The 13,522-nt window shown below is 73.7% G+C and carries 14 protein-coding genes and 1 pseudogene; 8 read left to right on the top strand and 7 right to left on the bottom strand.

Features of this window, described 5'->3' with window-relative positions; genetic code table 11:
• Positions 1-65: 65 nt before the first annotated feature.
• The 6 genes from H1D33_RS25695 to folP all read right to left on the bottom strand — a co-directional run bounded on the left by H1D33_RS25695 (position 66) and on the right by folP (position 4,083).
• Entirely contained in the window at positions 66-368 is a 303-nt protein-coding gene (locus H1D33_RS25695; protein WP_120572796.1) for a hypothetical protein, read from the bottom strand.
• Between the two features lie 63 nt (positions 369-431).
• Positions 432-1,667, bottom strand: coding sequence for an ABC transporter permease (locus tag H1D33_RS25690; RefSeq protein ID WP_181570733.1), 1,236 nt, complete (start codon positions 1,665-1,667; stop codon positions 432-434).
• A 118-nt stretch (positions 1,668-1,785) separates the two neighbouring features.
• A complete protein-coding gene (locus H1D33_RS25685; protein WP_181572583.1) occupies positions 1,786-2,274 on the bottom strand; it encodes a DUF3180 domain-containing protein in 489 nt (162 codons plus the stop codon).
• Between the two features lie 38 nt (positions 2,275-2,312).
• On the bottom strand, positions 2,313-2,840 hold the full coding sequence (gene folK / locus H1D33_RS25680; protein ID WP_181570734.1) for a 2-amino-4-hydroxy-6-hydroxymethyldihydropteridine diphosphokinase: 528 nt from the start codon (positions 2,838-2,840) through the stop codon (positions 2,313-2,315).
• Complete coding sequence (gene folB, locus H1D33_RS25675; protein ID WP_181570735.1) at positions 2,837-3,196, bottom strand: dihydroneopterin aldolase; 360 nt, start codon at positions 3,194-3,196, stop codon at positions 2,837-2,839. The genes folK and folB overlap by 4 nt, the downstream gene beginning before the upstream one ends.
• Complete coding sequence (gene folP / locus H1D33_RS25670; protein WP_181570736.1) at positions 3,193-4,083, bottom strand: dihydropteroate synthase; 891 nt, start codon at positions 4,081-4,083, stop codon at positions 3,193-3,195. The genes folB and folP overlap by 4 nt, the downstream gene beginning before the upstream one ends.
• 359 nt (positions 4,084-4,442) lie before the next feature.
• Between folP and H1D33_RS25665 the strand changes: the two genes are divergently transcribed.
• The 8 genes and pseudogenes from H1D33_RS25665 (at position 4,443) to H1D33_RS25635 (ending at position 12,855) form a co-directional block, all read left to right on the top strand.
• A complete protein-coding gene (locus tag H1D33_RS25665; RefSeq protein WP_181570737.1) occupies positions 4,443-4,757 on the top strand; it encodes a hypothetical protein in 315 nt (104 codons plus the stop codon).
• 14 nt (positions 4,758-4,771) lie between these two features.
• Positions 4,772-5,134: a hypothetical protein gene (locus H1D33_RS25660; protein WP_089157613.1), complete on the top strand. Its 363-nt coding sequence runs from the start codon at positions 4,772-4,774 to the stop codon at positions 5,132-5,134.
• Between the two features lie 145 nt (positions 5,135-5,279).
• On the top strand, positions 5,280-5,744 hold the full coding sequence (locus tag H1D33_RS30420) for a hypothetical protein (RefSeq protein ID WP_479686825.1): 465 nt from the start codon (positions 5,280-5,282) through the stop codon (positions 5,742-5,744).
• A gap of 205 nt (positions 5,745-5,949) precedes the next feature.
• Positions 5,950-8,574 (top strand): annotated as a pseudogene (locus H1D33_RS25655) (ATP-binding protein); the annotation flags it as partial.
• Between the two features lies 1 nt (position 8,575).
• A complete protein-coding gene (locus H1D33_RS25650; protein ID WP_181570739.1) occupies positions 8,576-10,516 on the top strand; it encodes an MraY family glycosyltransferase in 1,941 nt (646 codons plus the stop codon).
• Complete coding sequence (locus H1D33_RS25645) at positions 10,513-11,073, top strand: hypothetical protein (protein ID WP_181570740.1); 561 nt, start codon at positions 10,513-10,515, stop codon at positions 11,071-11,073. The genes H1D33_RS25650 and H1D33_RS25645 overlap by 4 nt, the downstream gene beginning before the upstream one ends.
• Positions 11,070-12,245: a M23 family metallopeptidase gene (locus H1D33_RS25640; RefSeq protein ID WP_181570741.1), complete on the top strand. Its 1,176-nt coding sequence runs from the start codon at positions 11,070-11,072 to the stop codon at positions 12,243-12,245. Before H1D33_RS25645 ends, H1D33_RS25640 begins: the two co-directional genes overlap by 4 nt.
• Before the next feature lie 10 nt (positions 12,246-12,255).
• On the top strand, positions 12,256-12,855 hold the full coding sequence (locus H1D33_RS25635; protein WP_181570742.1) for a hypothetical protein: 600 nt from the start codon (positions 12,256-12,258) through the stop codon (positions 12,853-12,855).
• Positions 12,856-12,862: 7 nt separating this feature from the next.
• On the opposite strand, the gene H1D33_RS25630 is transcribed toward H1D33_RS25635, so the two are convergent.
• Positions 12,863-13,417 carry a hypothetical protein gene (locus H1D33_RS25630; RefSeq protein ID WP_181572584.1) on the bottom strand — a complete coding sequence of 185 codons (555 nt, stop codon included), beginning with the start codon at positions 13,415-13,417 and terminating at the stop codon, positions 12,863-12,865.
• Between the last annotated feature and the right edge of the window lie 105 nt (positions 13,418-13,522).

The following is a 13,522-nucleotide window of genomic DNA, read 5'->3' as shown; positions in this document are numbered from 1 at the left end:
GGCCGCCGCGCCGGGCAAACCTGCGCCACCGCGCGGCCGGCGCCGGCCGGCGGACGGCCACCGGGTCAGTGCTTCATCAGGTAGTCGATGAAGGCGGCGCGCAGCAGCGGCGCGGACTCCTCGTAGCCGTGCCCGGTCAGCTCGCGCCACAGCGCGTTGGCCTCGTCGATGGTCGGGCCGACCGAGTTCGGCGCCCCGTCCAGGGCGGCGGCCTCGTCGGCGTTCGGCAGGTGCCGCAGCACCGACCAGAAGAACCCCACGTCGCGACGCTCCCGGGCCAGGTGGAACGCCTGCTCGCGCAGCTCCTCGGTGGAGAGCTTGTCGAGCTCGTCGAAGGTACGGCCGCCGGGGGCAGGAGTCTCCGTCATGCCGCCGAGCCTAACCGGCGAGATCAGCTCCGGCCCGCCGGACGCGACGCCACACGGGCGGCGTCAGCGGCCGTCGGCGTCCCAGCGGCGCGGCTCGCTCTCCCAGCGCGGCGCCTCCCACGCGTCGACAGGCGTGTCGGTGTCGCCGCGCACCGGCAGCACCGACGGCCAGGTGTCGGCCGGCTCGGGCGCCGGCGTCATCGCCCAGCCGCTGCTGAGCGTGCCGTCGCCGGTCGGCCGCGGCGGGCCGGACGCGCCCGGACCGGGCGGCGCGGGGCGGGGCCGCCCGAACGTCTCCACCAGCCGGGTGACCAGCAGCCCGGCGCCGAGGGCCGCGCCGCCGACCGCCCAGCGGCTGACCGTCCAGTCGTGCGCCACGGTCCAGGCCAGGAACACCACCACCAGGCAGACCGAGAGCAGCGCGCCGAAGATGCCGCCGCGCCGGCCGTACGCGCTGGTGCCGCCGAGCAGCACCGTGCCGACCGCCAGCACCGACCAGTCCAGGCCGGTGCCCGGGGTGACCGTGCCGTCGCCGTTCGCGGCGATCAGCATCCCGCCGAACATGGCCAGCACCGTGGAGCCGACGATCGCCAGCGCGGTCACCGTCGCGGCCACCGCGCCGCGCCGCCGGGCCGGGTCGGCGACCGGACGGAACCGGCCGATCAGCCGACGCACCGGTTTGATCGCGCCGAAGAGGCCACCGAGGACGGCCACCGCGGCGAAGCCGACGAAGAGGTAGAGCGCGGTGCGCCGGGGGTCGTAGTCGCCCTGGACGGTGACCGGGGCGGTCCGCCGCTCCAGCCAGACGATCACGCCGGCCGCGCCGGCCAGGCTCGCCGCCCAGCCGGGCACGTGCAGCACCACCACGGCCAGGGCGATCGCCAACCCGCCGGCCGCCGCCACCGCGAGCGCCGGCAGCAGCGCCTCCCGGGCGCCCTGGTCACCCTGCTCGGCGTAGTGCAGCGCGGCGGCCAGGGCGACCGGGCCGATCGCCAGGTTCACCGCCGCCGCCCGCAGGCTCAGGCCGGCGGCCAGGGTGAGCAGGCCGAGCCCGGCCACGTCGACCAGCAGCGTCTTCAGCGCGCCGCCGCGCAACGCGTCGGAGTCCTCCCGCCAGAGCAGCCAGGTCACCGTCACCAGGCCGGCGAGCAGCAGGAACTCCCAGACCACGTGCACCGCGATCCGGTCCCGGCCGGGCTCGCCGTGCGACGGGTCGTCGAAGACGTTCTCCAGCACCGCGGCGGGCACGCCGGACGACGTCTCCGGTGGGACCGTCCGGCCCGACTCGTCGTACCCCATGTGCCCGTGCCTCCCAGGTGGCCGCGTCCGGCCCACTCGGCGGGCGGACCGGCGGCGGCCGTCGCTCTCCGGTCGCCAGGGACGGTACCTGCGGGCGGGGGGTGGGGGAACCCTACGATCAGCGACGCCCGCGCGGCGTCTCCCGGTCGCCCGGCTCGCGGTCCTCGTCGTCCTCCTGCTCGGGCACCCGGCACGAGCGCTCCAACCAGAGCGCGGCCGTGACCAGGGCCAGCGAGGCGACCAGCCCGGCCACCGCGGCGGGCCGGTCGCTGACGGCGGCGTTGGTCCGCTCCACGAACAGCCAACCGGTGAGCCCGGCGTAGAACCCGGTGAAGATGGCCCCGGCCAGCGCGGACGCCTTGGCGAGCACCACGAACCGGGCGACCAGCAGCGGGTTCACCGGCTCCCGGCCGGGCCGCCGCTCGATCCGGCTGCGGGTGTTGACCGCCGCGTAGGCCTCCAGCACGGCCAGCCCGGCCAGCGTGATCACCGGCAGCCAGGGCAGGTCCGGGGCGAAGTCGTAGTAGAGGCCGCTGATCAGCAGCCAGGCCACCGCGGCGGCGGCCAGCCCGGCCACCACCAGCGTGGAGACCCGGGTCGGACCCATCCGGAAGCGGTCGGGGTCCTGCGGGTTCCGGGCCGTACTCATGCGTCCGACTCTAGCGTCAGATCGGGGCGTGGGCTCAGTTCCAGGGCGTCGGCGGCCAGCGGCTCGGCGTTGAGCAGGTCGGTCAGCCAGCCGTGCCCGGGCAGCTTGCCGTGCGGCTCGATGTCGATCCACGGCCGCAGCACGAAGGCGCGCAGGTGGGCCCGCGGGTGCGGCAGGGTCAGCTCGGGGTCGTCGGCGAGCACCGGCTGCCCGGCGGAGTCCCAGACCGCGATCACGTCCACGTCCAGCGTGCGCGGCCCGTACCGCCGGGCCGGGTCGCGGGTCCGCCCGGCCGCCGCCTCCGCGGCCCGGGCCCGCGCCAGCCAGTCGCCCGGCGCCGCCGCCGGGTCCGCGACCATCACCGCCGCGTTCAGGTACGCCGGCTGCGCCGCGTCCCCCCACGGTGGAGTCTCGTAGACGCCGGAGACCAGCAGCACGTCGTCGCCGAGCGCGGCCACCGCGCCACGCAGGTGGTCGAGGCGGTCGCCCAGGTTGCTGCCGATCGACAGCACGGCCCGGGTCACCGGGTACGCCGCATGCTGACGGCCACGTCCCGGAAGGTGTGCGGGATCGGGGCCTCTGGCTTGTGCACGGTCACCGTCGCGGCGGCCACCCGGGGCTCGGCCAGGCAGATCGCCAGCAGCCGGTCGGCCAGCGTCTCGATCAGGTTCACCGGCTCGCCGGTGACGACCGCGACCAGCTTCTCGGCCAGCTCGCCGTAGTGCACGGTGTCGGTCACCTCGTCGGAGCGGGCGGCCGGGGCCAGGTCGAGTTCGAGCACCGCGTCGACCACGAACTCCTGCCCCTGGGCCCGCTCGAAGTCGTAGACGCCGTGCCGGCCGTGCGCGCGCAGGCCGGTCAGCTCGATCCGGTCGGTCATCGGTCCCCTCCGTTCCCGGCGCCGGCGGTCGCGTCGGCCCGCGCGGCGGTCGTCAGCCGCGGGCTGCCGGTGGCCCGCCAGACGGCGAGCGCGTCGGCGGTGCCCCGGACGTCGTGCACGCGTACCCCCCAGGCGCCGGCGGCCACCGCCAGCACGCTCGTCGCGACCGTCGCGGCCTCCCGCTCGGCGGTGGGGCGGGGCGCGCCGGCCGGGTCGGCGAGCAGCCGGCCCAGGTAGGACTTGCGGCTGGCCCCGAACAGCAACGGGAAGCCGAGGTCGACCAGTTCGGGCAGGCGGGCGCTGAGTTCCCAGTTGTGCGCGGCGGTCTTGGCGAAGCCGAGCCCCGGGTCGACGATGATCCGGTCGGCGGCGACGCCGGCGGCGAGCGCCGCGTCGACCCGCTGCCCCAGCTCGGCCCGGACGTCGGCCAGCACGTCGGTGTACGTGGCCAGGTCGCGCATCTGCCGCGAGTGCCCCCGCCAGTGCATGAGCACCCAGGGGCAGCCGCCGTCGCGGACCACCCGGGCCATGTCCGGGTCGGCGAGCCCGCCGGAGACGTCGTTCACCACGTCCGCGCCGGCGGCGAGCGCGGCCTCGGCGACCCGCGCCCGGCTGGTGTCGATGCTGACCGGGATGCCGGCGGCGCTCAGCTCGCGGACCACCGGCAACACCCGGGCGATCTCGGTCTCCGCGTCGATCCGGTCGGCGCCGGGCCGGGTGGACTCGCCGCCGACGTCGACGAGGTCCGCGCCGGCGTCGCGCAGTCGCACCCCGTGTGCGACGGCGGCGGCCAGATCGGCGTATCTGCCGCCGTCGGAGAAGGAGTCGGGGGTGACGTTGAGGACGCCCATCACCACCGGGGCGTCCGCTCGTACCAGATCGGTCACGGACCCGACAGTACCGTTCGCCGGCAGGGCTTCCGGCGACCGGGCGTGCGCCGGATCCGGCGGCCCTGACGTGCGCGTTAGAACGGGTGTACGATCGGTCGTCCGGGTCGATCCGGGTCGACTCTTCGCGGCTTGTCGCAAAGGTGGCCGGCCCGTACGCTTTGGAATTGCCCAGCATCGAGATGGCGAAGCCTGGAGGGAGGGCCGAAGCGGGACGAATCCGCCCAGGACTCACCACCCTGCGTGGCGAGTGACGGACTCAGCGTCGAGTGCGCTGTTCCTGACGAGCACCATCCCGCCAGGCTTGCCTAACTGCACCACCGCGGCACCGCCGGCCGCGACCTTTGGGGAGGTTTCCAGTGATCGCCATCGAGCTCATGGCAACGGCGACGACCGCCGTCGACCACGCGCTCCATACCCTGGCGTCGACTCCACTCGCCGAGCCGGCCCCGAAGGGCATCGACACCGACAACGTCGTCACCTTCTTCGCCAGCAAGGTCGCGCCGATCCTGCTCGCCGTGCTCGGCGTGATCTTCATCGGCCGCGCCAGCCGGGGTGAGATCTCCAAGGTGCTGACCAGCTCGGCCATCGCCATCATCGGGTTGGCCTTCATCGCCGGCGCGGCCACACTCTTCTTCGTCGGCGACTACCTGATCAACCTCATCTTCGAGTAGGGCGTTGGGCGACGATGCGGCTGCGCACCGACGACGACATCTACCGGGCACGCCTGGTCTACCTGGGCCCGCCCGGCTACACCCTTCCCGTCCACCTGCCGTACGCCCAGTACGGCCTGTTCATGCTGCTCGTACCCCTCTACGTGTTCATCCACTGGTTGTTCACGCTCCAGGTCGAGCTCTTCCCCGCCTGGGAGATCTCACTCGCCATCGTGACGACCTCGTTCATCTTCCGGTACGTCGACCCGGACCGGCCGGCGCGCATGGTCATCCGGACCGCGCTGACCGACTGGCGACGCACCCGGGAGCCGGCCGCCGAGCTGCGGGACCCGCGCCTCGTCGCGAGCCGGATCAGGATCCGGGAGGAACTGGCATGACCGGGCGTACACCGACGGTGCAGACGTACGACGCGGGTGAGGCGGTCGCATGAGTCGCTCTTCCACGCCGGGATCCCCGGCCGGGCGTCCGGCCGGCACGCCCGGTCACCGTGCGCGATCATTCGACTACCCGTCCGACGAGGAGATGGACGAGGTCGTCCTGGACACCGCGCTCGTCACCAGTCCGGGGCACGGCCGGGTCGGCGTCTTCCAGCCACCCCGCCCCCTCGCCCCGCGCGGCGCCGAACCCCGCGAGCCGGTCCGCCCCGACGGCGACATCGACTCGCCCTTCCTCGACCTGTTCGGCGGCGCGTCACCCCGGGCCCGACGCCCGATCGCCCCGGCCACCCCGCCGGCCGCCCAGGTGGAACCGGTGGTGGCGCCACCCCGGCGCGGAGTGGGCCGTGACGCCCTGCCGATCCCGCACCAGCCCGTCGCGCCGGTCGAGGCGGCGCCGCCGGCCGCACCCGAGCCGCCGGTCCGGGAGCACACCCCGGTGTACGCGCGGTGGGTCGCCCCGCCCGGAGCCCGCGATCACCGCGCCCACGCCGCCGCCCGCGCTCGAACCGCCACCCGCCACCCGTGGTCGGGTGCCGGTGCAGGCCGGTGACCGGCTGCCCGCGCTCCGGCCCACCGCCGAGCCGGAGCCGGCCACCGAACCCGTCGCCGGTCCCGCGGCGCCCGTCGAGGTGCGCGCCCCCGCCCGCCACACCGACCGGCGGGAGCCGACGCCCGACCCGGTGGACGCGTACCCGATGCCGGCCGCGCCGTCGCGCGAGGTCGGCCGGCCCGCGCACCGGGAGGTGACCCCGCCCCGGCAGCGTTCCGCCGACCGCCGGAACAAGCCGGCCAAACCGGTCCGGGTCCGCGCTCCGAAGATCAAGTTCGGCGATCGGGACCCCTCGGTCGAGCTGGCCATCACCGAGATCGCCGGGCACCTCACCTTCACCCCCAACACGGTCACCGCGTGGTACTGGCTACCCGAGGTGCGCTGGGCGTTCCGCCCGGACGCGGAACGCGAGGCGCTGCTCTCGGCGATCTCCGAGCAGTACGCCGGCCTGGCCGGGTTCCGGCTGCACCTGCGCCGCACCACCCGGCCCTTCCCGGCCGACGAGTGGGCCCGCACCATCGACGGGCTCACCGCCTCGCCGCTGCCCGACGTGCCCGGCACCACCGGCTGGGCCGACCACCTGGTCGCCGCCCAGCGGCACCTGATGTCGGTCAACCACGCCGAGGGCCAGACCTACCTCGGCGTCACCTTCGCCCGCCGGTCGCTCGGCGACTCGCTCACCGAGCGGCTGCTGCGCACCTTCGGCCGGGGCACCGCCGACGGCGAACGACGCCGACTCGGCCGCACCGTCGAGCAGTTCGACGAGGTGCTCGGCGCGTTCGGCATGCGCGGTCGCCGGGTCAGCGCGCCCGAGCTGGAATGGCTGCTCTACCGCTCGGTGGCGCTCTGCATGGCGCCGCCCGGCGTGCTCTCCCCGATCACCAACGGCCGGTGGGAACGCGGCGACCTGCTGGCCCTCACCGAGCAGGTGGAGCGCTACCGCACCCCCTACGGCTCGACGGTCAAGCTGGTCAACCGGATGACCGGCGAGGAGCGGCACGTGGCCGTGCTCGCGGTCGGCCGGATGGAGCCGCTGGAGATCCCCGAGCGGCACGAGCCGTGGCTGCACTTCCACGAGCGGCTGCCGTGGCCGATGGAGCTGTCCACCCGGGTCGACATCCTCGGCCCCAACGACTCCTTCCGGAACCTCGAACACCGGCTCCGGATGATCCGCTCCCAGCAGCTCGACTACGCCGAACACGGCATCGACGCCCCGCCCGAGCTGGAACGGCTGGCCAAGCGGGCGCTGGTGATCGGCGACGAGATGACCACCGGGCTGCCGGTCGACTCCGCCCGCGCGCACGGCTGGCACCGCATCGCGGTCGGCGGCCGCACCCGGGAAGAGTGCCTGGAGCGGGCCCGCCGGCTCATCCAGCTCTACTCCCGCGAGCTGCGGATCTCGCTCCAGCACCCGAAGAACCAGGATTGGCTGGCCCGCGAGTTCATCCCCGGCGAGCCGATCGCCAACACCGGCTACGTCCGGCGGATGCCGGTCAACCTGCTCGCCGCCGCGCTGCCGCAGGCCGCGAGCACCGTCGGCGACCGGCGCGGCGACCTGATCGGCCGGACCGCCGGCACCTGCCGCCGCCCGGTCTTCCTCGACCTGCACTTCCCGATGGAGGTGCGGGAGCGCTCCGGCCTCGCCGTCTTCGTCGCCGAGCCGGGCGGCGGCAAGTCCACCCTGCTCGGCGCGCTCGGCTACCTGTCCGCGCGACGGGGCGTGCAGGTGACGCTGCTCGACCCGTCCGGCCCGCTGGCCCGGCTCTGCGCCATGCCCGAGCTGGCGCCCTACTCGCGGGTGCTCAACCTGACCGGTTCCGAGCAGGGCACGCTGGCGCCGTACGCGCTGATCCCGACGCCGCTGCGCAGCGAGTTCACCACCGGGCCGGCCGGCGACCGGGAGTTCGAGATCGCCGTCTCCAACGCCCGGGCCGAACGCCGCATGCTCGTACAGGACATCTGCATGATGCTGGTGCCGCCGCAGGTGGCCCGGGAGGCGTCCACCGCCACGCTGTTCCGGCACGCGGTGCGCCAGGTGCCGGCCGAGGAGACGTCCACCCTGGACGACGTGGTCGCCTGCCTCCAGGGGCTCGACGACGACGCCGGCCGCGAGCTGGCCAACCTGCTCCTCGACACCGCCGAGATGCCGCTGGCCATGCTCTTCTTCGGCCGACCGCCGGAGGGGCTGCTCGGCGCCGACGCCGCGCTCACCGTGATCACGATGGCCGGGCTCCGGCTGCCCGACCTCAAGATCGAGCGGGAATACTGGTCGGCCGAGGAGGCGCTGGCCCTGCCGATGCTGCACACCGCGCACCGGCTCGCGGTCCGCCGCTGCTACGGCGGCTCGATGTCCTCCCGCAAGCTGGTCGGCCTGGACGAGGCGCACTTCATGGAGGGCTGGCGCTCCGGCCGGTCGTTCCTGGTCCGCCTCGCCCGCGACTCCCGCAAGTGGAACCTGGCCGCGCTCGTCGCCTCGCAGAACCCGAAGGACATCCTCGGCCTCGACGTGCAGAACCTCGTCTCCACCGTCTTCGTCGGCCGGATCGCCGAGGACAGCGAGATCGCCTCCGAGGCGCTGCGGCTGCTGCGGGTCCCGGTCGACGACGGCTACGAGGCGACACTCGCCTCGCTCTCCCAGGCCGACAGCGGCTCCGCCAACCGGCTCGGGTTCCGTGAGTTCGTCATGCGCGACGTCGACGGACGCGTGCAGAAGGTCCGGGTCGACGTGTCGTACGTCGACGGGCTGCTCAAGCACCTGGACACCACCCCCACCGCGGTCGCCCAGGCCGCGGGGCAACTGCCGACCGTGCTGGCTGATCTGGAGGCGTGACATGGCGAGGGCCCGGGCACGGATCACGGCGCTCCTCATCGCTCTCGGCGTACTCGCCGGGGCCACGATCTCCTGGCCGCTGATCGGCGGCACACCCGCGTACGCCGCCGGCCCGACCGCCCAGGCGCGGGCCGAGCTGTGCAGCACGAAGGAGTGGCAGACCGACTTCCGCGCCTGCGTCAACCGGCTCAAGGCGGTCAGCGAGGACCAGGTCGAGTGCCGTAACGCGCCGGTGCCCGGCGCGCCGGACTCCGGCCTGGCCGGCTGGTTCGCGTCCCGGCCCGACTCCGCCAAGGAGCCCGGCCCGAAAGGGCTCTACAGCGACTACGGATACGCCGGTTACAGCTACACCACGTACGACGTGGACGGCGGCTGCGCCTCGTCGGTGCTCCATCCGGACTACCGCTTCACCACCATGGTGGCGAACGGCGAGTTCATGTTCGCCAACGCGGTGATCGGCGCGTCGAACGCGTTGCGGGAACGCGCCTGGGACCCCCGGACCATGTGGCGCTGGGCGGATCCGCTGGTGGAGCAGGCCACCAAGGCGGTCTACCAGAAGGTGTTCAGCGTCTTCGGCATCATCACCATCTGCGTCGTCGGCCTCTACCTGTTGTGGCGCTCCCGCCAGTCGGACATGAGCAACGCGATGACCACGGCCGGCTGGGCCATCCTGGTGATGGTGGCGGTGACCGCGCTGGCGGCCTGGCCGGTGAAGTCCGCGAACATCGCCGACAGCACGTTGATCACCACGCTCGGCGTGGTGCACGACGCGGTCGGCCCCGCCACGAAGGACATCCCACCGGACAAGTGCGTCCTGCCCAACCCGAGCGCCTGTGTCGACAAGCGCCCACCCGCCGTACGGGCCAGCGACACCGCCACCGAGACCATGCTCTACCGCAACTGGCTGCGGGGCGTGCTCGGCTCGGCGGACAGCGAGACCGCGAAGAAGTACGGCCCGGCGCTCTACGACGCCAAGTCCCTGACCTGGGGCGAGGCCGAGTCCATCCGCGCCAAGCCGGCCACCCGCGATGTCGTGATCAAGGCGAAGCAGCAGCAGTGGGCCCGGGTCGCCGAGCAGGTCAAGTCGGAGGACCCGGAGGCGTACGAGTATCTCCAGGGCACCAAGGACATGGACCGGATCGGGGCCGGCTTCATCGCGGTCCTGGCCTCGCTGCTCTTCGCCATGTTCGACCTGACCGCGTCGGTGCTGGTGCTGCTCGGCTTCCTGATCTTCCGGTGGGCGGTGATCGCCGCACCGATCCTCGGCACGGTCGGTCTGATGCGCCCGGCCAGCGCCGGCCTCCGCCGGCTGGCGAACGCCGTGGTGGCCGCCGTGTTCAACATCGCCATCTTCGGCACCGGCGCGGCCATCTACCTCTTCGCGGTCGATCTGATCATGAACACCGCCACGCTGCCGGGCTGGCTCCAGGTGGTGCTGGTCTGGCTCTGCGGTGTGGTGGGGTGGCTGCTGCTGCGCCCGTACCGCCGGATCACCCAGCTCGGCGGCAAGGACAGCAGCGAGGCGGTCAGCTCGGCCGGCTCCTGGCACCGCCGGTTCTTCCGGGACATGCGGGTCGCCGCCCGGCTGGACGTGGCCGAGCCCGGCGGCACCAACGAGCCGGCGCTCGGCCGACGGCGCGGTGTCGTGGCCGACCAGCGCAGCCTCCGGCCGGAGGCCCGGCACGAGGACCCGGCGCACTCGGCTACGACCGTGGAACGGGAGCGACCGGACGGGCGGGAACGGCCGGACGAGGCGCCCGCGACCGAGCGCCGGGGTGGGCGTCCCGCCACCGCGCCCCGGCCGCGCCGCGCGCCGTCCACCTGGACCGAGCCGGACGTGCCCGAGGAGGTGCCCTCCTACGCCGTCTACCGGCCGGACTCGGCGGGTCGTGACACGCCGGCCGCCCGGCCGGCACCGCGGATCCGCTCCGAGGCGAGGTGACCCCGGTGCGGCGGGCGGTGGAATTCCTGTTCACCCGGGTCCTCCGGTCCCGACTCGGCGTCGCGCTGGTGATCGCCGTCCTGATCTTCGGCGTCATCGGCGCGGCCCGGCTCGTCTCCGGTCCCGGCGACCCGGGTGCCGGCGTGGCCGTCCGCCCCACCCAGCCGATCAGCACGGTGGATCCGGAGGCCGGCGAGGACGGGGTGCTGTCCAGCCCGCCGGCCGCGGTCACCCCGAGGACCCGCTCGGGCGAGCCCACGCCGGAGCAGGTCGCCCAGCGGTTCACCACCGCGTGGCTGTCCGGCCCGGGCAGCACCGGCGACGCCTGGCAGGCCCGGCTGCGCCCACTCTCCACCCCGGCGCTGGTCGAGAAGATGAGCGGCGCCGACCCGGAGACCGTGCCCGCCCGGCGGTCCACCGGCCCCCCGACGCTCCGCCCCCGCACCGAGTCCTTCGTGGAGGCGTCGATCCCGCTGGACAACGGCACGCTCCGGCTCGACCTGGTCGCTGAGGACGGACCGTGGCTGGTGGACGCGGTCGACTGGGAGCGGTCGTGAGCACCGGGCCGGCCGCTGCCACCCGGGTCCGCCGCAAGCTACGCGTCGGCGTGCTGGCCACCGCCGTCACCGCCGTCCTCACGCTGCTCTGCTGCGTCGGCGGCGCCGGTGCCTTCTTCCTCACCGAACTGGGTGGCGACCCGGAGGATCCGAAGCTCGCCGGCCTGAGCTGCGACCCCACCTACCAGGTGAACCTGACCGGGGACATGCCGCGCTTCGCCGAGTACGGCGAGGGCCAGTTGCGGAACGCCGCCGTCATCATCAAGGTCGGGCAGGACATGAAGCTCCCCGCCCGCGGCTGGGTCATCGCGCTGGCCACCGCGATGCAGGAGTCCGCGCTGCGCAACCTGGCAAACACCACGGTGCCGGCGTCGCTGGCGCTGCCGCACGAGGGAGTCGGCGCCGACCACGACTCACTGGGCCTGTTCCAGCAGCGGCCCGGCTGGGGCAGCGTCGAGCAGCGGATGACGCCCTCCTACACGGCCCGCAAGTTCTACCAGAAGATGGTCAAGGTGCCGAACTGGCAGCAGCGACCGCTCACGGTGGTGGCACAGCGGGTGCAGGTCAGCGCGTTCCCCGACGCCTACGCCAAGCACGAGGAACTGGCCGGGCGGATCGTCGACGCGCTCGCCGGCGGGGCGGCCCGGACCGTCGAGATCGCCGGCAAGGCCGTCTGCGACGCCGCCGCCGGGGCGCGGATCGCCGCCTCCGGCTGGACCGCGCCGCTGCCCGGCGGCGTGGTTTCCGGCTTCCGGACCGATGCCCGCCCGAGCCACGACGGCGTGGACCTGGCCGCCGGCAAGCGCACCCCGATCCACGCCGCGTCGGCAGGGCGGGTGCTGGTGTCCAAGTGCGACCCCGACCACTCCGGTCGGCGGGACTGCGACCGGGACGGCTGGCCGGACAAGGGCGGCTGCGGGTGGTTCGTGGACATCCTGCACGCCGGTGGGTTCATCACCCGCTACTGCCACATGATCGAACGGCCCAAGGTCCGCCCGGGCCAGGAGGTCGCGGCCGGCGAGGTGATCGGGCTCTCCGGCACCAGCGGCAATTCCTCCGGCCCGCACCTGCACTTCGAGGTGCACCACGACAGCGACCGGTCGAGCAACGGCGCTGAGAACCCGGTGCCGTTCATGCGCGAACGGGGCGCGCCCCTGGGCGAGACCGAGTGAGGTCCCGACGGTGAGCAATCCCCTTCCCGACCCCTTCGCGGACCGGCCCGACTGGGCTCCACTGCCGCCCCGCCCGATCGACGTCGTGCCTGCAGTCGGCGGCGCCGAGCTGCGCGGTCGCCGGGTGCTGGTCGGCCTGCCCGGGCTGGGCTGGCGGGGTGACCTGCGGGCCGACGAGCGGGTGGTGCAGGGCAGCCGCACCTACGTGCCGGTCATTCCGGAACACGAGTGGTACCGGGCCGAGTCCGAGCAGGTGGAGGTGTTCGCGCCGCTGGTGCCGGTGGAACGCGTCTGGGTCGAGACGGTCGGCGAGCGGCGAGCGTCCCCGGCTTCCACCGGATCGGGCCTCCAGTTGGTCTCCCTCGACGCGCCGACCCGCCGGCCGCCGACCCCGGTGTTCGAGGCCGACGCCGTGACCGGGCGGCGGGTGGTGCATGTGGACGGCGGCGCGGAGCGGCGTGACCTGCGCGCGGTCACCGAGACCTACTCCGGCGCGGACGGCGACATCTGCGTCCGGGTGGCGTCGGAACTGGAGTGGTACCGATGGGCCTGGCGCGGTCAGGCACCCACCACCCTGGAGGTGCCGGTCCACCTGCTCTGGTTGGAGTGAGCCGAAGTCAGAGATGCGCCGCCGCGCAAACCCGCCACCCATCGTTACGTTTCATCTCGAAACGCCACTTCTGGCGGTCACTCTGTTTCAATCCGTCTACCGAAGCTGAGATGACTAGGTCAGCCCGCACGTCAGCCTGATCACCTCCTTGCCGGACATCGAGGTTCTCCCACCCAACGGAAATCGTGGTCTCGAAACGCTGCTCCCGCGCAAGAAGGTCGTCGCGAAGAGACCTCAGCGCATCCAAGTCGGCACCGTCTTTGCAGAGATACTCCGCTGCCCTCGTGTCGTTGCGCTCGGCGAGAAAGTATTGGACGAAGTTGGCAACCACAACCTCGGGTGAGCTGCGGTCCGGTGCCGTCGCCCGGTCGTACAGCACGAAACCGACCACCGCGCCGCCCGTGCAGAGCAACGCCAGCACCCCCGCGACGATCGCGAGCACGGTACGCAACGGCCGCTTCGGCCGCACCGGAGCCGGAGCGGGCGCGGGGGGCGCCAACTGCTCCGGCGGGGTCCGCTGCGCCGGTACGCGGGAGACCTGGGAACCGGCGGGGGGCTGCACTGATTCCACCTCCTGAGGCTATCGGCTGCGCGCCGCGTACCCAATGCCTCAGAACTGGCGGATCGTGGCGAACCGCCGGGCGGACGGCGACCGGCGATCGGGTGA

The organism is Micromonospora ferruginea (assembly GCF_013694245.2).
Classification (GTDB): domain Bacteria; phylum Actinomycetota; class Actinomycetes; order Mycobacteriales; family Micromonosporaceae; genus Micromonospora; species Micromonospora robiginosa.
The sequence above is the reverse complement of the archived record's forward strand: the minus strand, read 5'-3'. Positions and strand labels throughout refer to the sequence as shown.